A 20088-nucleotide genomic window follows, 5' to 3' on the forward strand; every position below is an offset into this window, starting at 1 on the left:
TCAGTTCGCCAGCTCGCGTTCGAGGTGCCGTGCCCAGTCGACGACGACCTTGTCTCCTGTTGCGAACGACGCACCGCCGCGCGAGCGCGAATGCAGTTTTGCCCCCTCCTCCAGCACGACTTCATAGAGCGTGTCGGAGCCGAGGAAGGTGATGGCCGAGACCGCGCCCGTGGCGTGTCCCCTGGCGCCATCCGAGGCCGGCGAGACGACGATGTGTTCAGGGCGCACGACGATCGTCTTTGCCGGATCACGGCCAAGGGCGGCGCCGGGCAAAAGGTTGGACTCGCCGATGAAGTCGGCGACGAAGCGATCCTGTGGGTTGTCGTAGATGTCCCTCGGCGTGCCGACCTGCAGCACGTCGCCGCTGCGCATCACCGCGATCCGGTCGGACATGGCCAGCGCCTCCTCCTGGTCATGGGTGACCAGCACGAAGGTGATGCCGGTTTCGCGCTGCAGCCGCTTCAACTCGCTCTGCATGCCCTTGCGCAGTTTGAGGTCGAGGGCCGACAGCGGCTCGTCGAGCAGGAGCACGCTTGGCTTGGGCGCGAGCGCGCGCGCCACCGCGACCCGCTGCTGCTGGCCACCCGACAATTGCGCGGGACGCCGCGTGGCGAAGCCCTCGAGCCGGACCATTTCCAGCGCTTCCCGGACGCGCTCGTCGATCAGCGCTTTCGGCGCGTTCTGCATTTCCAGCCCGAACGCGACATTCTCGGCGACGCTCATATGCGGGAACAGCGCGTAACTCTGGAACACCGTGTTGACCGGCCGCTTCTGCGGCGGCAGGGCGGCGACATCCTTGCCGGCGATGCGGATGGCGCCCGAACTCGGTGCCTCGAAGCCGGCGATCAGGCGCAGCAGGGTTGTCTTGCCGCAGCCCGACGGGCCGAGCAGGGTGAAGAACTCATTGTCGTAGATTTCCAGGCTGACCGCGTTCAGCGCATGCACCGGATCGGCGTCCCTGGTCACGAAGGATTTTGACACGCTGTGGATGTCGATCATGACCGGCGAATTCCTGCACTGCGTTGACATGGCGTTGCGTGTCGAAGGCCATCACGGCCGTCTGGTGCCGCGCCTAAAAATTCGCTCCAAAATTATATTTGTCAACAAATAATATATTGTTTTCGCATTTCGACACGCGAATGTGTGGCGCTCAAAGAACCTTGCCGGTTTCGAGGTCGAGCAGATGCATGTGGCCCATGCCGAGCGACAGAGTCGCCGTCTCGCCTGGCCTCGGCGTCGCTGCCGGATCGATGCGCGCCGTCGCCTCGGCGCCCGCGACCAGCACATGCAGCAGCGTCTCCATGCCCATCGGCTCGACGACCTCGACCGGCACCTTGATGTCGACGGTATCGGGCCGCTCGCGCTGCTCGGTGATGTGCTCGGGACGCAGGCCGAATTCGAGCTCGCGCCCGACATGGCCGGCATAGCGCGCGGTGCGGGCAGCAGGCACTGCGAGTGCCGTGCCGTCGCCGAGCACCACCGCCAGGCGGTCGCCGCGCGCTTCCAGGCGGCACTTGAAGAAATTCATGCCGGGGCTGCCGATGAAGCCGGCGACGAAGCGGCTGGCCGGCTCGTGGTAGAGGTCGTTGGGCGGGCCGATCTGTTCGATGCGCCCCTTGTTCATCACCACGACGCGATCGGCCAGTGTCATCGCCTCGACCTGGTCATGGGTGACGTAGACCGTGGTGGTGGCGACCATCTGGTGCAGCTTCTTGATCTCGGCGCGCATCTTGACCCTGAGCTTGGCGTCGAGATTGGAAAGCGGCTCGTCGAACAGGAAGACTTTTGGCTGGCGCACCATGGCGCGGCCCATGGCGACGCGCTGGCGCTGGCCGCCGGACAGTTGGTGCGGCTTGCGATGCAACAGCTCGCTGAGATCGAGAATGTCGGCGACGCGCGCAATGCGTTGCGCCACCTCGGCATCCGGCACCTTGCGGATGCGCAGGCCGAAAGCCATGTTCTGGGCCACCGTCATTTGCGGATAGAGCGCGTAGCTCTGGAAGACCATGGCAATGTCGCGGTCCCTGGCCTGGACGTCGTTGACCAGCCTGCCGCCAATGTGGATCTCGCCGCCGCTCGGCCGGTCCAGTCCGGCCACCATGCGCAGCGTCGTCGACTTGCCGCAGCCGGAAGGGCCGACAAGGACGACGAACTCGCCCTCGGCGATCTCGAGATCGATATCGTGGACGACCTTCAGGTTCTGGAAGCTTTTCGAAATCTTGCGCAGTTCAACATCGGCCATGGCGCTATTCCTTTGCCGCGGGTGCGAACATGTCGAGCGCCAGCGCCGCGGTGCCAATCACGCCGGCATCGTTGCCATGCTCGGCCGCCACGATCACCGGCGGGCGGCCAGGTTTAAGCAGCACGAAATCCCTGACATTTTTGGCAATACGATCGATGAAGAAGGGACCGGCCAGCGACAGGCCGCCGCCGATGATCGCCGCCTCGATGTTGAGCATGTTCGACATGATGCCGATCATCTGGCCGAGCCAGCGGGCCACCTCGTCGACCACCTGTAGCGCGATCGGCTCGCCCGCCTTGGCCAAATCCACGACGGTCTCGGCGTCTTTGGCATCCGTGTCCGGCTTGAGCTGGCGATAGCGGTTGACCAGCGCGCGGGCGCTGGCCAGGTTCTCGACCATGCCCGGCACCGGGTCGGCGATGTCGGTGCGGGCCGGATCCAACGAGATGCAGCCGAATTGCGGCGGCAGCCCGTCGGGACCGTCGATGACCTTGCGGTCGATGACCATGGACCCGCCAATGCCGGTGCCGAGCGTCAGCAGCGCAAAGCGGGAAAACGGACGCCCGGCGCCGTGGCGCATTTCGCCATGGGTGGCGCTGACGGCATCGTTGCGGACAACGGCCGGCACGCCGAAGCGGATGGCGAACAGTTTCGACAGCGATCCCTTGAGCAGCGCCGGGATTGCCGGGCAGCGGCCATTCAGCATGCCGGTCTCGGGGTTTGGCGTGCCGGGAACGCCGATGCCGATGGCGGCGATGTCGGGATAGGCCTTTCGAAGGTCTTCGGTCGCCTCGGTGACCAGATGCACGAACTCGGCGAATTCGATATCGCGATGCACAGGCACCGCACCGCGCGCCAGCACCTTGCCTGAACCATCGACAACGCCGAGCTTGACCAGGCTGCCGCCAATGTCGATTCCAACAGCGGTTGCCATCAGGCCTCCTTGCGGATGCGCACGTTGAGCCGCCGTCCGAGGTTGGGGTAGATCATCTTGTCGGGATCGATGCCGCGCGCGATCGCCAGCTCGCAGCCATACCATTGCAGCGGCATCGGCGCCCAGCAGCCGGCGAGCCATTGCAGCTCCGGCGCTGTCGGCCAGCTCACCGCCAGGTCGAAGCGGGTCGGGTGGCCGGACAGATTGAGGACGACGGTGCGCGGCCCAAGTTCGGCCAGCGCCTCGCCAAGATTGGCGGCGACCTTCGCCTCGGTCTCGGTCTGCGCGATTGATATCACCAGGCTCTTGTCCGTCGTGCCATAGACATGGCCATGCAAGGCTTCCTCGGTGTCGAAGGCTGATGTCGGCACGCCGCTGATCTCGGCGATCTTGAGCGAGGCCTCGAGCGCGGTGCCGAGATGCGTCGCTTGTCCGGCAACCAGAATGTAATCGGGCACGCCGAACCGGGCGACCAGATCCTTCGCCGCGGCCAAACCGGTTTCCGCTGTCTGCTCCAGTCGCGCGAGCAGCCCCGACAGATCGATCGTCTTGTCGGCAAGCTTGGCGGCAACAGTCAGCACCGAGATGACGGTCGCGGTATAGCCCATGGTCTTGGGCCCGACCGTCTCGGGACCGATCGGCATGACGATGATCTCGGCGCCGGTCTCGGTGATCAGGCTGCCAGCTTCACCGGTGATGACAAGGGTCGGAAAACCGAGCTGCACCGACAGGCGCACCGCTTCGATCGTGGTGATGCTCATGCCGGACTGCGAGGCGGCCAGCACCAGCGTGCGCTGGTCCGATACTTTGGGCGGCAGGCGGAGGAATGCCTCCGGCTCCTTGGCGATCACCGAGGCGCCAGTGCCCTCTTCCAGCGCCTCGGCACCGGCCAGAAGCGCATTCATCGACGATCCCGTGCCGAGCAGCACGATCCGTTCCGGCTTCTGGCGCAGGCTCGCAAAACCAGCGAGATCCGCGCCGATTGCCGCTGGCAAGCCGGTGAGGGTCGCGGGCTGGCGGCGGATGTAAGTGCCTATCTGCATCTCAGTGTTCCATCGGTTCGAAATTGTCGGTCTTGTTAAAATCTGTCGGAGGTCCGGTTATTTGCTGTAGCCCTTGCTGAGGCCGCTGATGAATTGCCGCGAGAACAGGGTGAACAGCAGCACCAGCGGCACCGCGCCGAGCGTCAGTGCGGCGAGCAGGGCCGGATAGTCGTTCATGAACTGGCCGACGAACTGCTGCACGCCGAGCGTCACCGTCTGGTTCTGCCGGCTTGGCGCCAGGATCAGCGGGAACCAGAGGTCGTTCCAGACCGGCAGCATGGTCAGTGCCGCGACCGCCGCCAGGCCCGGCCTGACCAGCGGCAGCACGATCCAGAAGGTGCGCAGCTCGCTGGCGCCATCCATGCGCGCCGCTTCCTTGAGATCGGTCGGCACGGTGCGGAAATAGGTGACCATCAGCGTCACCGCGATCGGGATGCTCATGGCGGTGTAGACGAGGATGAGCGCGGCCAGCGTATCCATCAGCTTCCAGGCGAGCATCATCTGGATGAGCGGGATGGTGCCGAGCCTTATCGGCAGCATGATGCCGAGCACGAACAGGCCGCTGAGCAACGACGCGACGCGCACGCGGTATTCAACCAAGGCAAAAGCCGCGAGCGTCGACAGCACCACGGTCAGCACGATGGTCGTCACCGTGACGATCAGGCTGTTGCGGTAATTGACGATGAAATTGCCGCGCGTGAAGACCCGCTTGTAGCCTTCGAGGCTGAAGGTCTTGGCCGTCGGCAGGTCGAACGGTCCGCCGAAGATCGCCGGCGTCGTCTTCAGCGAGTTGATGATGACGATCAGCACCGGTCCGATGGCAAGCAGGACAAAAACGATCAGCAGCGCATGCACGATGATGCGCTCGGCCGTCCAGGGTTCGCGGTCCTGGCGGCGGCGGGCGGCTGGTATGGTGAGGTCCGGGGCGCTCATGTCTGCACCTAGACCGAATAGGATTTCAGGCGGCGCTGGATCAGCCAGAAATAGGCCGCGGTGACCAGCAACACCGTGAGGAAGATCACCGTTGCGACCGCGCTACCGAGATCGAGATCGGCAAGCTGCCCGCTCGAGCCGAAGAAGGTGCGGTAGAAATAGGTGCCGAGGATATCGGTGCTGTAGTTCGGTCCGGGCGCCGAGCCGTTGAGCGCGAACACCAGGTCGAAGCCGTTGAACGTCCAGATGTAGGTGAGGATGGCGATCAGCCCGAACTGCGGCGCGATCAGCGGGAACTTGATCTTCCAGAAGGTCGTCCAGCCGCCGGCGCCGTCGATGTTGGCGGCTTCGACAAGCTCGTTGGGCACCGCCAGCAAGGCGCTGTAGAGGAAGACCATCGGGATGCCGAAATACTGCCAGACCGACATCAGCGAGATGGTGGTGAGCGCGGTCGATTCCGTGCCCAGCAGCGGAAAGCCGACCAGGCCCCAGAGCGGGTTGATGATCAGGCGCCAGACGAAGCCGACGATCACCACCGACAGCGTCGCCGGAATGAACAGCAGCGTGCGGTAGATGCCTTCCGAGCGCGCCAGTCTGCCCGACGTCAGCAATGCCGCCAGCAGCAGGCCCATCGGCACTTCGACAATCAGATGGATGGCGAAATACTGCATGTTGTTGAGCAACGCGTTCCAGAAGCGGGCGCTGATGGTCGGGTGGGTGAACAGCCGCTCGTAATTGGCGAGGCCGACGAAGACATCACCCGATGCGCCGTTGGTCTGGAAGAAGCTCATGACGATCGAGGTCGCCAGCGGCAGCACGGCAAAGACCAGATAGACGGCCAGCGCCGGCAGCACGAACAGCAGCAGGTTTCGATAAGCGGCAGCGGGAGATATCAAGGGAAAACCTCATCTTCACGCCGGCAGAAGTTGCCGGCGTGCCGTCAGGCTTGCGCATGCCCTGCCATCTGGCAAGGCATGCGCGAAGCGGAGCCGGATTACTTCTTCTGCGGTCCGTACCAGGAGGCGAGGCCGGCCTGGAGTTCGGTCGCGACCTGCTGCGGCGTGACGTCGGACTTGGTGAACATCACCTGCAGCAGGCGCCAGGTCTCGTCGTCGAGCGGCGGCGTGCCGGCACTCAGACGATCGAGCGCCAGGCGTGGCGTCAGTTCAGCGCCCTTCTTGAGGTCAGCGAAATCCTGCGCCAGCTTGTTCTTGTAGGTCACCGGCTTCGAGCTCATGGCAAAGAAGCCGGGGGCTGCGTTGACGTAGAGTTCCTGGAATTCTGGCCCGGCAACCCAGTCGAGGAAGGTTTTGGCCGCTTCCTTGTGGGTGCTCTTGGCGTTGATGCCGATGCCCATGTCAGGCATCTCCTGCAAGTAGCGCTTATCGCCGGCCTTCGGCACCGGCGGGCCGAACACGCCGACATTGAGGCCAGTCGAGGTCGCCTGGTTGATGTCCCACGAACCATCGGGGAGGATGGCCGCCTTGCCGAGCGTGAACAGCTGCGTCATGTCGGCATAGTTCAAGCTCTCCTGCCCGGCGGGCAGGAACGGCTTCCAGGCCGCGAAGGCGGCAATGGCATCGACGAATTCCGGATCGGTCAGCTTCTTCTTGCCGTCGATGAGGCCGAGCCGGCCCTCCTCGCCTTTCCAGTAGGCGGGGCCGATCGAGTAGAGGCCGTTATAGGCGAGCTGCCAGGATTCGGCCGCGCCATAGGCGAGCGGCGTGTAGCGGCCGTCCTTCTTGATCGCCGTGAGCACATCGATGAATTCGGCGCTGGTGGTCGGCACCTTGAGGTTCAGTTCCTTGAAGATGTCGGCATTGTAGTAGAAGCCGGCGAGCACGGCGGCGACCGGCAGGCAGTAGGCCTTGTCGTCGGCACCGCTCCATGCGGCCCGCGAGGTCTTGTCGAAATTTGCCAGGCCCGGCAGGCCTTCCAGCGATTCGAAATAGCCGCGCTTGATCCATTCGCGGTTCACGTCGAACGGGCGGCAGGTGATCAGATCGCCGCCAGCGCCGCCTTCGATCTGCGACTGGATGGCGGCGTTGTATTCATTGGTGTTGATCGGCGCGAACTCGACCTTGATGTCGGGATGCTTGGCCTCGAAGGCCGGCAGGATGGTGTCCTGCCAGACCGCGATGTCCTCGGTGCGCCAGCTGTTCAAGGTGATGGTGACAGGATCGGCAAACGCGGCACCAACACCGCCTGAAAACATCACGCCGAGCGTCGCCGCCAGCGGGATCGATACATTTATGGAACGCATTGTCCTGCTCTCCCTCAAGATGGTGCCTCGTGTGGATTCACGATTTTGCACTGTTGCCTCGGACCATACCTACTGATACATCTTGTGACAAGTGGTATTGTGTTGTCTTTTCCATCTAACGGTCGCTGCCCGGGCTGAGCAGCACCAAACTGGTGGCAAAAAATCTGGGAGGACTTGAATGATTGGCGTTGGAATTCTGGGCTCTGGCTTCATTGCCGAGACCTATGCGGACTCGCTGCTCGACGTGCGCAACGCCGAACTCGTGGCCTGCTCGTCGCGCAGTTTCGAGCGCGCCACGGCCTTCGCGAAGAAGTGGGGTCCCAAGGTCACCGCGCATAGGGATATCGACGCGCTGTGCGCCGATCCGGCGGTCGAGCTGGTGGTAATCGCGCTGCCCAACGAGATCCATCTCGAAGCCGTCAGGATTGCCGCCAGGCATGGCAAGGCCGTCATCTGCACCAAGCCATTGGCGCGCACCGGCAAGGAAGCGCAGGAGATCCTCGACATCGTCCAGCGCGCCGGCATCTGGCACGGCTATGCCGAATGCGCGGTGTTTTCGCCCAACATCGCCAAGGCCCATCAGATGATCCAGGCTGGCGGCATCGGCAATCTGTTGACCATGCGGGCGCGTGAGGCGCATTCGGGGCCACACGCGCCGCATTTCTGGAACGCCGAGCTCGCTGGCGGCGGCGCCCTGCTCGACATGGGCTGCCACACCGTCGAAAGTGCCCGTCACTTCTTCGGCAAGGACAACGAAATCACCGAAGTGATGGCGTGGGGCGCAACCCTCGTGCATGGTGACAAGACAACCGGGGAAGACACAGCGATCGCGCTGCTGAAGTTTGCCGGCGGCCAGCTCGCCACGATCGAATCCTCATGGATCGAGAAAGGCGGCATGCAGCTGCGTCACGAACTGGTCGGCTCGGCCGGCCGTATCGTCACCGACACGTCGGTCGGTCCGGTCTGGGGGTTCATCGAAAAGCCGGTCGGTTATCTCGTCGAGAAGGCCGATGCCGAGACCGGCTGGGTCTATCCGGTGCCCGAGGAAACCCGCGCCTACGGTTTTTCGCAACAGATGCGGCATTTTGTGGAACACTTCGCGGCGGGGACGACGCCGCTGGAAACGTTCGAGGACGGCGTCATCGTCAACCACATAATTGACGCCTGCTACCGTTCGATGCGAACGGGCGTATGGGAAAAGATCAGGGGTGACTGAGATGGAGGGCTCGCCACTGCAGTCGGACGGACCGGAGCCACTCTGGCGGCAAGCCGCCGATGCGATCCTGCAGGAGATCGCCAGCGGCAAGCTTGCTTCGGGCGCGCGGCTGCCGGCCGAGCGCGACCTGTTCACGCGCATGTCGATCTCAAGGGTGACGTTGCGCCGGGCTCTGCAGAGCCTTGTCGAGGAAGGCGTGCTGACGCCCTCGCACGGGCGCGGCTGGTATGTCTCGGCCAAGGTGCCGAAGGAGTTTCCCAACACGCTGGAATCGTTCAGCGAGACCGCGCGGCGCCTCGGCCTGACACCCTCCTCCGACGTGCTGCGCGCTGAACAGGCGCCGGCCTCGCTGGACGAAGCCGAGGAGCTTGCGATCGCGCCCGGCGCGACACTGTTTCATCTCGAAAGGATCCGTCGCCTCGACCAAGTGCCGGTCGCCGTCGACACCTCGTTCTTCCCTGTCGCCCTCGTTCCCGATCTCAGCCGCATCGATTTTCGCAACGCGTCGCTGTTCGGCCTGCTGATCGATGCCGGCGTCGACCTGGCGCGCGCCGAAACCACGATCGAGGCGCATGACGCCGATCCCGTGCTGGCGCGCCACCTCGACATCGATGTCGGCAAATCCACCCTGGTCATGCGCCAGCTCATCGTCGATACTGCCGGCCGGCCGCTGCTGTCCTCGACGATCCGCTACGCCGGCGACCGCTATCGCCTGCGCACATCCTTCTCCCGCACCGGCAAGACCGCCGCCCCTCGTATTGCGCCGCCGCGATTGGATCGCGAATAGCGGGAACCCGTGGGACGGGACCCGAGAACGGCCGGCTGGTAACGAGCGAGGGGGCGCAGCGGCGATTGTGTCATGCACCGAGAAACCGAAGCAAACCGACGTCAACATTCACCTGAAGCTACTCGAAGGAATAGGTGAAACCTTCCTTGGAGGCGGTTCCGGCGAAAAGCTGAGGATAGTCAGGACAACATAACCCGGCCTGCGCCGTTCACGATGTAGGGCAGTTCACGATGTAGGGCAGTTCACCGTTTTCACGAAAACGGCGAACCGCTCTAACACTTCGCTTTGACGCAATTCCTGTGGGAAAAGCGCTTCGCACTTTTCCTGGAATTGCTCAAAACCGCTGCATCAGTTGCCGGCCCAGGGGGCGCGCTCGGCCGGGCCGTTGTCGGGCTGCTGCTGGGCGTTATCCTTGGCAATCAGGTAGCGCGGCAGGGATGCGGCGTGACTGATGGAAGCGGTGGTCTGGCTGTCGACGGCGGCCGGAAGTCTGCTGCTCGGATCGCGGTCCGGATTCTGGTTCGCGGCGAAAGAGATGCCGGTCGTTGCGACGAGGATCATCAGAGCGGTTGCAAGCTTATTCATGGTATTTCCTTTCTTTGAATTGAGCAGGTTCACCGATCAGCGCCTCAAACGGAATATTTTAATCCGGCTGTTCAACACTTTCCGGCTTTCAATCACATCACCGTGATGTGACCTCCTGCTTACCCCCGGAATTTAAACTAGACCTGTCGCAGGTGTTTGCCCGGAACCACTGAAATTGTATGAAAATGTACCAGAGCGTATCGCCGCCTCGGACTTCTGTCGCTTCGGCATATTTGATGACGATTGTCCTCGCCGGCCTATTCGCGCCCGGCACCGCAGCCGGCAAATCAAACGCGAATGCCTTGATGCGTCCGGCGAACGCACCAAGGCACAGAAGCTGTGTCGAGAGGAGAGCGTCGGGTCAGTGGTCGGCCAGCGCCGCCTGCTCATCGATATGGCCGGCTTTCGCCGCCGGCTTGAACAGTCTGCGGGTGGTGACGAAGAGCAGCGGGATGAAGAACACGCCAAGCACGGTCGCCGAGATCATCCCGCCCATGACGCCGATGCCGATCGAATTCTGGCTGCCTGATCCCGGGCCATGCGCGATCGCCAGCGGCAGCACGCCGAGAATGAAGGCGAGCGAGGTCATCAGGATCGGCCGCAGCCGCTGACGGGCAGCTTCCAGTGTGGCTGCCACCAGCTCCTTGCCGGCCTTCTGCTGGTCGATGGCGAATTCGACGATCAGGATGGCATTCTTGGCCGCGAGCCCGATTGTCGTCAGCAGGCCGACCTTGAAATAGACGTCGTTGGACTGGCCGAACAGCATCGCGGCAGCCAGCGCGCCGAACACCCCGATCGGTACCGCCAGCATGACCGCGAAGGGGATCGACCAGCTTTCGTAGAGCGCGGCGAGCGCCAGGAAGACGACGAGTATGGATATCGCATAGAGCTGCATGGCCTGGCTGCCGGAGAGCTTTTCCTGTGCCGAAAGGCTCGTCCACTCGTGGCTGAAACCTTGCGGCAGCCGCGCCATCAGGGCGTCGACCTCGTTCATGGCGTCGCCGGAGCTCGCGCCTGCGGCCGCCGATCCCTGGATCGCGACCGCCGAGGCGCCATTGTATCGTTCGAGGCGCGGCGAGCCGTAGGTCCATTTGCCGGTGGCGAAGGCGGAGAACGGCACCATGGCGCCGTCGGAATTGCGCACATACCAGCGATCGAAATCGTCCGGCTGCATGCGGAAATCGCGGTCCGCCTGGACGTAGACGCGTTTGACGCGGCCACGGTCGATGAAGTCGTTCACATAGGTGCCGCCCCATGCGGTCGACATGGTGTCGTTGATATCCGCCAGGCTGAGGTTCAGCGCGCTTGCCTTCTCCTGGTCGATGGTGATGGCGTATTGCGGCGTGTCGTCCAGACCATTCGGCCGCGTTCCGCTCAGCACCGGACTTTGCGCCGCCATCCCCAGCATCTGGTTGCGCGCCGCCATAAGCGCATCGTGCCCTGCCCCGCCAGTGTCCTTGATGAAGAGGTCGAAACCAGCGGAGCTGCCGAAGCCGGGAACGGCCGGCGGCGCCAGCGCAATCACGCGCCCATCCTTTATCCTGGAGAAGGCGGCCATCGCTCGTCCGGCAATGGCCCGCGCGCTCGATTGCGGTGTCGTGCGCAAGGCAAAATCCTTCAGATCGACAAAGGCGATCGCAACATTCTGGCCCTGGCCGCTGAAGTTGAAGCCGACGCTGCCGAAGACGCCATCGACATAGTCTTTTTCCTGTGTGTTGAAGTAGGTCATGACCTGATTGAGGACTTTTCTCGTGCGGTCGGCGGTAGCACCTGGAGGCAGCTGGATCGTCGTGATCAGCCGTCCCTGGTCTTCCTCGGGAATGAAAGAGCTCGGCAGGCGGTTGAAGAGGTAGCCGACAGCGATCGCGATCAGCAAGAAGACGGCGAGAAAGATGGCGGAGCGCCGGATCATGGCGTGGATGCCGCGCTGGTAGAGCTGCGTGCCGCGCTCGAAACCGCGGTTGAAGATGCCGAAGACGCCACGCTGCCGCGCTCCGTGCGCGGGCCTTTTCAGGATGGTGGCGCAGAGCGCCGGCGTCAGGATCAAGGCAACGATCACCGACAGGATCATCGCCGACACGATGGTCACCGCGAACTGGCGGTAGATGACGCCGACCGAACCCGAGAAGAACGCCATCGGCACGAACACCGCCGACAGCACCGTGGCGATGCCGATGAGCGCGCCAGTGATCTCCTGCATCGACTTGATCGTCGCCTGGCGCGGCGAGAGGTCTTCCTCCTCCATGACGCGCTCGACATTCTCGACCACCACGATCGCATCGTCGACCAGCAGCCCGATCGCCAGCACCATGCCGAACATGGTCAGCGTGTTGATCGAATAGCCGCAGACGGCAAGCACGCCGAAGGTGCCGAGCAGCACGACCGGGACGGCAAGTGTTGGGATCAGCGTGGCGCGGATGTTCTGCAGGAAGACGAACATGACGACGAAAACCAGCACGATCGCCTCGAACAGCGTCATGACGACCTGTTCGATGGAGAGCCTGACGAAGGGCGTCGTATCGTAGGGATAGGTCACCTGCACATTGGCCGGCAGCGTGCCGCGCAAGCCGTCGATCGTCGACTGAACGGCAGCGGCCGTGTCCATGGCGTTGGCGTCGCCCGCCAGGCTGATGCCGAGGCCTGCCGCCGGCATGCCGTTGAACACGCCTGACGTCGTGTAGCTTTCGGCGCCGAGTTCGACCCTGGCAACGTCGGACAGCTTCACCAGGCTGCTGTCGGGCTGGCTCTTCAGGATGATGTTTTCAAATTGCCGCGGCGACTGCAGGCGGCTGCCGGCCGTGATCGTGGCGTTGAGCTGCTGGCCGTCGCGCTGCGGCAAGGCGCCAAGCTGACCAACGGAAACCTGCGTGTTCTGGGCCTGGATGGCGGCGGCGACATCCGACACCATCAGCTGGTATTTTGCCAGCTCATCGGGATTGACCCAGATGCGCATGGCATAGCGCGCGCCGAAAAGCTGGGTGTCGCCAACACCGGGCACGCGCTTCAGCGTGTCGTTGAGATTGGTGTCGATATAGTCCGCCAGATCGCTGGGCGTCAGCTTGCCGTCGGTGGAAACGAAGCCGACGACGATGAAGAAACTTGATGTCGACTTGGCCACGGTGATGCCGGTGTTCTGCACCACTTGCGGCAGTTGCGCCGTCACCAGCTGCAGCTTGTTCTGCACCTGCATCTGCGCGACATCGGGATCGGCCCTGTTTGTGAAGGTAAGCGAGATCGACGTCTGCCCGGTCGCGGTCGAGGTCGAGGCGATGTAGTCGAGATTGTCGATGCCGGTCATGCCCTGCTCGATGACCTTGGTCACCGAGTTTTCCACGGTCTGGGCGTCAGCGCCGGGATAGGACGCGGTGATGCGCACGGTTGTCGGAGCGATCTGCGGATATTGCGCCACTGAAAGCGTCGTGATCGACAGCGCACCCGCCAGCATGATGGTGATCGCGATAACCCACGCGAAAACAGGGCGGTCGATGAAGAAACGGGACATTGGCGCGGCTCAATTCAGGGAGGACGTCGTCAGGATGGCCGGCGAGAGCGTTGCCTGGCCGGCGGGCTTCGGCCCCGAGCCGGCGTCCGCCGCCCTCACCTCTCCGGTCGCGTCGTCGACGATGACCGCACTGACGGCCACGTCCTGGCCGTCCTGGACGCGCTGGCCACCTTCGACGACGATCCGGTCGCCGTCCGCCAGGCCCTGGCTGACCAGCCAGCTGTTGCCGACAATGCGATCCACAACAAGCCCACGGCTCTCGATCTTGCCGGCGGCAGTGACGAACTTGGCAACCGGCTCGCCCCTGGCGTTGCGGGACACGGCGCGTTGCGGCACCAGGAAGCCATCGATCGCCGTGCCCTCCTGAACACTGGCGCGAACATACATGCCGGGCAAAAGGATGCGGTCGGGGTTCGGAAAGACGGCCCGCAGCATCACGGTGCCGACGGTCTCGGCGACGGCCGTGTTGGAGAACTGCAATTCGCCCGGCTGGCCATAGACCGTGCCGTCCTCAAGCTCGAGCTGGACGGGGATCTCATTGCCGCTTGCCTTGATGCGGCCTTGCGCGATCGCCTTCCTCAGCCGCAGCAGGTTCATGCTCGACTGCGTGAGATCGACCTTGATCCGGTCGAGTTCCCGGATCGTCGTCAGCGCCGTCGCCTGATCCGCTGTCACCAGGGCGCCGACCGTGACCGTCGAGGCGTCGATGCGGCCGCCGATGGGCGCGCGGATGGTTGCGTAATCGAGATTGATGCGGGCCGTCTCCACCGCCGCTTTTGCCGAAGCGACATCGGCGCGCGCCTGCAAGGCGGCGACCTCGGCATCGCCAAGCGCCTCGCGGCTGACGATGTTCCGTGTCTGCAGGGATCTGGCGCGTTCGAGCTTTGCCTCGGCATTGGGCACCGCGCCTTCGGCGTGCTGAAGGGCGGCGGCCGCGGTGTCGTAAGCGGCCTGCAAGGGCGCGGGGTCGATCTCGTAGAGGATGTCGCCCGCCTTGATTTCGCTGCCCTCGACGAAGTTGCGGCTGCGGATGATGCCGCTGACCCGTGGGCGCACTTCGGCGACCAGATAGGCGCTGGTCCGGCCCGGCAGTTCGGCGGTGATCGGCGCCGGCTGCGGTCGAAGCGTCTGCGCGCTGACCTCGAGCTTCGCCGCCGGCGGTGGCGTGCGTTGTGCCGCTGCCTGCTGTTCGCATCCCGACAGCAGCAGCGTCGCCGAAATGCCGGCAATGACATGGAGGGGAAGGCTTTTCACGGTCGACCTGGTCCTCGGACATGATGTGTAGGCCCGAAGCTAGTTTTGCGTTGTCGCACAGCTGTGCCGGAGACCAGTGAAATTGTATCAATCCGTCAGAGTGAACCTTTAAAGATCAGAGGCTTAGCACCGGTCTTGCGACAGCTTGATACATTTTTGTGCGTGCTGTTGGTGCGAAATCCCAATATATTCGGCGCAGTCTCAATCAACCAAGTACAAGCTTGTGAATGCCCAACCGCACATAATCGTCGTCGATGATCATCGCGATATCAGAGATCTCGTCGGCAAATATCTGTCGCAGCACGGCTACCGCGTCAGCGTTGCCGACGGCGGGCCATCGCTGCGCAAGATGATGCAGGCGGCGTCACCGGACCTCATCATCCTCGACATCATGATGCCGGGCGAAGACGGCCTGGCCGTATGCCGGCAGATCAGGGCAACCAACCAGCTGCCAATCATTTTCCTGACGGCGATGGCCGAGGATACCGATCGCATCATCGGCCTCGAACTCGGCGCCGACGATTATCTGGTGAAGCCGTTCAATCCCCGGGAGCTTCTTGCCCGGGTGCGCGCGGTTTTGCGGCGCGCGACGAGTTTGCCGCATCAAAGTGAAATGCTGCGCAGCGAGGTCATCCGTTTCGACCGCTGGCAGCTCAATCTGGGCCGGCGCGAACTGCAGCGTAATGATGGCGTCGGCATAGCGTTGAGCACGGCGGAATTCCGGCTGCTCAAGGTCTTCCTCGAACGTCCGCGGCTGGTGCTGACGCGCGACCAGCTCTTGGATCTCACGGTCGGCAGATCCTCCCATCCGTTCGACCGCAGCATCGACAATCAGGTCAGCCGGCTGCGCAAGAAGATCGAAACCGATCCCAAGAACCCCGGCATCATCCAGACCCATTGGGGAGGCGGCTACAGCCTCGTGGCCGAAGTTGAAGCGCTATGAATTGGTGGAAGCGAAGCCTTGCCTGGCAGTTCATAGGGTTCATGCTGCTTGCCCTGGTCATCGGCCAGTGCATGTCCTTTACCTATGCCTGGAACGAGCGGCGGAACACGCTGCGAGAGGCCGCGCAAAGCGAATTGATCAGCCGCACCGCCACGCTTGCCGAAGTGCTCGATTCGATGCCGGCCGATTTGAGACGCAACGTTCTCCTGGCGAGTGCTACGAGCTACATCAGATACTGGATTTCCGATTCAGATCCGCGCGCGGGCAACACCAGTGACTGGTATCAGAGGGCGATCGGCTATCTGCATCAGCCGCTGTCGGAAATCCTCGCTCAGGATTCGACGTCCCAGCAGCCGGGTCTGGCGCCCGATACGAAGGATCCGTCGGTCACAGCATGGAGCAATCTGGACTCGCCCTTGTGGACGATTTCCAGGCCGGCGAGTTCCCTCAATTTCAGTGGTTCAGACGGCATGGGCCTGGTCACGCCGCTGAAGGGCAATCTGTGGCTGAACGCTGCCCTTTATAAATCGGTGACCTCCGACCTCTGGCGCACGCAGTCGCTGCTTTCGATTGCCATCACTGGCCTGGTGCTCTGCGCGATCGGTGTTTTTTTTGCCAACCGGATTGCCCGCCCGTTGCGCGAGCTTACAAAGTCCGCCGAGGCCATCGGTCGTGGCGAGGCGATCGCGAGCATTCCGGAAGCCGGCCCGGACGACATCCGCCAGCTGTGCGAAGCGTTCAACCGCATGCAGTCGCGCCTGCGGCGTTTCGTCGATGACCGGACCAAGATGCTGGCGGCGATCGGCCATGATCTGAGGACGCCCTTGACCACGTTGCGGCTGCGCGCCGAGTTCATCGCCGACGAGGAATTGCAGCAGAAGATCCTGGCGACGATCGCCGAAATGCAGACGATGACGGAAGCGACGCTTTCCTTCGCCAAGGACGAAGCGGCGGTCGAGGACACGCGAACCGTCGACCTCAATGCGCTGGTCGAGAGCCTCTGCGACGATCTGGCCGAGATCGGTCATGACGTGGAGTTCGTCGAAGGCGATTCCCTCGACTATCGCTGCCGGCCGGACGGCATAAAGCGCGCGGTCCGCAACCTGATCGAGAATGCGCTGCGTTACGGCGGCCATGCCTCGGTGCGGCTGGTGTCCAGTCCCTCCACGGTGGACATACTGGTCGACGACGAGGGCCCAGGTATCCCGCCGGCGGAAATCGAGCAGGTTTTTGCGCCCTTCTATCGCCTGGAGCAGTCACGCAGCCGCGAGACCGGCGGGGCCGGGCTCGGGCTTTCAATCGCCCGGGCGATTGTTCGCCATCACGGCGGCGACATCGTGCTTTCGCCCAACAACCCCGGCCTCCGTGCCGCGGTGAGCTTGCCACGTCTCTAGAGCGCTCATCATTATACGGAAACGGCGATCTGCTCTAACTCTTTGTTTTGACGCAATTCCCAAGGGCAAGCGCTATGCGCTTTTCCCGGGAAAACCGTTTCACACTTTTCCTGGAATTGCTCTGGCCGCGGCAACACCGAAGCATCCCGGTGTTGCCCATGGGCCTTTGCTGAACCTGTTGTGCTTGAAAAGAACAAGAAGGCGTACATGGGGGTTCCGGGCGGCTTAGCCTCGGCATCGAGAGACTTTCATCGCGGTGGGACGTGACTGTCGATGTGGGGGTTACATCGACCGAAAGTCTCAGATGAGCGGATGCCTGCCGCCCGGAACCCTGAGGCCCGACAGGGCGTGCCGAAGATTCAGGTTTCGATCAAGCCGCAACACGGCCCGGCCCCAAACGCTGATCCTTCTCCCCATCGGATCAATTCAATCGTGGTGACCCCAGGTCACGCAATGAAATCGGTTCGCCTTGAGGACGCTAGGGTTAGCAGCAGTCTGTCCGTTGAGTGTGTCCGCTTTGTCCCAATTTGTATCGGGAACACAGCACCCGTCAGAAGCGTGTGGCGAGGCCGAAGTTAAATTCCTGGATATCGTCGGTCGGGGCTTTCTTCACCGGAACCGCATAGTCGATGCGGATCGGGCCAAAGGGCGAAGCCCACATCAGGCTGAGGCCGACCGAAGCCCGCCACTGCATGCCGGTGGTCGAGGGATCGACCAGCGCCGGATCGACCTCGCTGCCATAGAGCGTTGCCGTATCGGCAAACACAGCACCGCGCAGGCCAAAGCTTTCCGGGATGACGGGCAGCGGAAACTGCGCTTCCGCCGACGCATTGAAATAGGTGGTGCCGCCAAGATGGTCGCCGCTGGTGCCGACGGCCACCGGACCAATGCCACCAGAGGCAAAGCCGCGGATCATTTTGTCGTTGCCCTGGAGATGGTCGAAAACGCGCAAGCCATCGCCACCGTAGCTCTCGATGTGCCCTGCCCCCGCCGACAACAGCCCGACGATGTCCATCTGCTCCGACAGCGTTTGGTAGACGGTCGCGCGCGTCGTGAACTTGATGAATTTCGCGTCGCCGCCAAGACCCGCTACTTCGGCATTTATGCTGGCATAGAGCCCCTCATGCGGGTTCTTCATGTCGTCGACGCTGTTGTAGACGAGGCCGGCACCCACCGACGACTTGATCCAGGCTCCTTCCGCAACACCTTGGCGGATCGCCTGGGAAACGTCGCAATCGACGTCAGGGCTGGCCGGGTCGTCGGTGGTGTCGCAAGTGTCGGAGTATCCATATTCTTCCTGCACGATGTTGTAGGCCAGCTGGGTCGAGAGATCGTTGGTTACCGGAAGCCCAAGCCGTAGGGTCGCGCCCGTGGAGGTGGTGGTGTAATTGGTGAAGTCGCTTGTCGACCGATAGATGTCGAACCCAGCTGCAATGCGCCGCCCGAGAAAATAAGGTTCGGTGAAGGAGAGATCGTAGTTCTGTGACGTGGTGCCGCCGGACGCCGACAATTTGATAAACTGGCCGCGGCCGAGGAAGTTGCGCTCGGTAATCGATCCTTCAAGCGTCGGGCCGGGCGTGGCGCCGGTCGAATAGCCGGCGCCGATCGAGAAGTCGCCGCTCGATTTCTCGACAAGGTTGACCACGACCACGACGTAGTCGGGCTCCGACCCCGGTTCGGCCGATATATCGACCTTCTCAAAATAATCCAGCGCCTCCAGCCGCTTCTTTGCACGCTGGATAAGGACCTGGTTGAAGGCGTCACCTTCGCTGACGTCGAATTCGCGGCGCACGATGTAGTCGCGCGTCCGCTCATTGCCGCGGATCTCGATGCGCTCGATATAGGCCTTGGTGCCCTGGTCGATCGTGTAGACGACCGAGATGGTGTGCTCGTCGAAGTTGCGGGTGCCGCGCGGCGTCACCTCAGCAAAGGGATAACCGACGCCTGCCACGCTCTCGGTCAGCGCGGTGATGGTGTCCTCGACATTTTTGGCGTTGTAGATGTCGCCCTTGCGGGTTTCGATCACCGACGCCAGACCTGCACCATTGACGCCCGGAATAGAACTGTCGACGCTGACGTCACCGAATGTGTAGCGGTCGCCCTCCTGGACCGTGATCGTGACCGTATACTTGTTGGTGTTTTCGTCCAGCTCACCGACCGCCGAGACGACCCGGAAATCGGCATAGCCGTGATTGTAGTAGAAGCGGCGCAGCAGCTCCTGGTCCGCGCGCAGCTTGTCTTCGTCATAGACGTCATCGCGCAAAAGAAACGACAAATAGGATGTGCGCCTGGTCGTGATGATATCCGACAGACGGCGGCTCGAATAAGCAGTGTTGCCGACAAAATTGATGGCCGTGATCTGGGTGCGGCTTCCCTCATTGATTTTGAAGACCACGTTCACTCGGTTTTCACCGAGATCCATGATCTGCGACGTCACCACTGCATTGTCGCGGCCGATCTTCCTGTAGGCGAGCTTGACCGCCTCGACGTCGGCATCGAGTGCGGCTTGCGAGAAGGTGCCGCGCGGCTTCAACCGGATGCCCAAGGCCAGTTGCGTATCCTTGAGCTTCTTGTTGCCCTGGAACAGGACCTGGTTGACCACCTTGTATTCGGAGACCTTGATGACCAGCGTGGATCCGACCTGGTTGATCTGGACGTCCGAGAAGAGCCCCATTCCGAACAGCTTCTTGACCGCATCGTCGATGTCGTTGGTGGAAATCCTTGCCGGGCTTGATGGACACGTAAGCGCGGATAGCGTCGGCATCGACACGCTGATTGCCGCTGACCTCGATGCTGGAGACGACGGCAGCGTGCGCGCTGCCGACAACAACAAACAAAGCCATCGCGAGGCCGGCGCACAGAAGCCTGAGCAATCGACGATCCTGCTCAAGGGGAACTGTTCTCGGCTGGAGGATCGATTTCGCCGTTGCGCACCAGTTGCGAAAGGCCGGCAAACGAGGGAAGGCCAACTGCATGTCTGAGGAATCCGGAT

General features: G+C 62.8%; 14 protein-coding genes and 1 pseudogene. 4 read left to right on the top strand and 11 right to left on the bottom strand.

Going from position 1 to position 20088, the window contains the following annotated elements:
• From AC0V7N_RS32645 to AC0V7N_RS32675, 7 genes are all read right to left on the bottom strand, one after another.
• Complete coding sequence (locus tag AC0V7N_RS32645) at nucleotides 1–999, bottom strand: ABC transporter ATP-binding protein (RefSeq protein ID WP_475452347.1); 999 nt, start codon at nucleotides 997–999, stop codon at nucleotides 1–3.
• A gap of 151 nt (nucleotides 1000–1150) precedes the next feature.
• On the bottom strand, nucleotides 1151–2242 hold the full coding sequence (locus AC0V7N_RS32650; protein WP_475452348.1) for an ABC transporter ATP-binding protein: 1092 nt from the start codon (nucleotides 2240–2242) through the stop codon (nucleotides 1151–1153).
• A 4-nt stretch (nucleotides 2243–2246) separates the two neighbouring features.
• Nucleotides 2247–3176, bottom strand: coding sequence for an ROK family protein (locus AC0V7N_RS32655; protein ID WP_475452349.1), 930 nt, complete (start codon nucleotides 3174–3176; stop codon nucleotides 2247–2249).
• Complete coding sequence (locus tag AC0V7N_RS32660; protein WP_475452350.1) at nucleotides 3176–4219, bottom strand: SIS domain-containing protein; 1044 nt, start codon at nucleotides 4217–4219, stop codon at nucleotides 3176–3178. Before AC0V7N_RS32660 ends, AC0V7N_RS32655 begins: the two co-directional genes overlap by 1 nt.
• 57 nt (nucleotides 4220–4276) lie before the next feature.
• The gene (locus AC0V7N_RS32665; RefSeq protein ID WP_475452351.1) at nucleotides 4277–5152 is read right to left on the bottom strand and encodes a carbohydrate ABC transporter permease; all 876 of its coding nucleotides are present in this window, start codon (nucleotides 5150–5152) and stop codon (nucleotides 4277–4279) included.
• A gap of 8 nt (nucleotides 5153–5160) precedes the next feature.
• Complete coding sequence (locus AC0V7N_RS32670; RefSeq protein WP_475452352.1) at nucleotides 5161–6048, bottom strand: carbohydrate ABC transporter permease; 888 nt, start codon at nucleotides 6046–6048, stop codon at nucleotides 5161–5163.
• Nucleotides 6049–6146: 98 nt separating this feature from the next.
• A complete protein-coding gene (locus AC0V7N_RS32675) occupies nucleotides 6147–7415 on the bottom strand; it encodes an ABC transporter substrate-binding protein (protein WP_475452353.1) in 1269 nt (422 codons plus the stop codon).
• Nucleotides 7416–7593: 178 nt separating this feature from the next.
• Between AC0V7N_RS32675 and AC0V7N_RS32680 the strand changes: the two genes are divergently transcribed.
• Both AC0V7N_RS32680 and AC0V7N_RS32685 read left to right on the top strand, forming a co-directional pair.
• The gene (locus AC0V7N_RS32680) at nucleotides 7594–8631 is read left to right on the top strand and encodes a Gfo/Idh/MocA family protein (RefSeq protein WP_475452354.1); all 1038 of its coding nucleotides are present in this window, start codon (nucleotides 7594–7596) and stop codon (nucleotides 8629–8631) included.
• 1 nt (nucleotide 8632) lies between these two features.
• Entirely contained in the window at nucleotides 8633–9418 is a 786-nt protein-coding gene (locus AC0V7N_RS32685; protein ID WP_496628042.1) for a UTRA domain-containing protein, read from the top strand.
• Nucleotides 9419–9766: 348 nt separating this feature from the next.
• Here AC0V7N_RS32685 and AC0V7N_RS32690 read toward each other — a convergent pair whose 3' ends face one another.
• From AC0V7N_RS32690 to AC0V7N_RS32700, 3 genes are all read right to left on the bottom strand, one after another.
• Nucleotides 9767–10036: a hypothetical protein gene (locus tag AC0V7N_RS32690; RefSeq protein ID WP_496627534.1), complete on the bottom strand. Its 270-nt coding sequence runs from the start codon at nucleotides 10034–10036 to the stop codon at nucleotides 9767–9769.
• Nucleotides 10037–10364: 328 nt separating this feature from the next.
• Nucleotides 10365–13505, bottom strand: a complete 3141-nt coding sequence (locus AC0V7N_RS32695) for an efflux RND transporter permease subunit (RefSeq protein ID WP_475452356.1) — start codon at nucleotides 13503–13505, stop codon at nucleotides 10365–10367.
• Between the two features lie 9 nt (nucleotides 13506–13514).
• Nucleotides 13515–14759, bottom strand: coding sequence for an efflux RND transporter periplasmic adaptor subunit (locus AC0V7N_RS32700; protein ID WP_475452357.1), 1245 nt, complete (start codon nucleotides 14757–14759; stop codon nucleotides 13515–13517).
• Between the two features lie 223 nt (nucleotides 14760–14982).
• Here AC0V7N_RS32700 and AC0V7N_RS32705 point away from each other — a divergent pair, with 223 nt between their 5' ends.
• Entirely contained in the window at nucleotides 14983–15702 is a 720-nt protein-coding gene (locus tag AC0V7N_RS32705) for a response regulator (RefSeq protein ID WP_475452358.1), read from the top strand.
• A complete protein-coding gene (locus AC0V7N_RS32710) occupies nucleotides 15699–17096 on the top strand; it encodes an ATP-binding protein (RefSeq protein ID WP_496627535.1) in 1398 nt (465 codons plus the stop codon). The genes AC0V7N_RS32705 and AC0V7N_RS32710 overlap by 4 nt, the downstream gene beginning before the upstream one ends.
• 550 nt (nucleotides 17097–17646) lie before the next feature.
• On the opposite strand, the pseudogene bamA reads toward AC0V7N_RS32710, so the two are convergent.
• A pseudogene (bamA, locus tag AC0V7N_RS32715) lies at nucleotides 17647–19969 on the bottom strand (outer membrane protein assembly factor BamA).
• Nucleotides 19970–20088: the final 119 nt, after the last annotated feature.

The sequence above is a fragment of the Mesorhizobium kamtschaticum genome, from assembly GCF_056174585.1.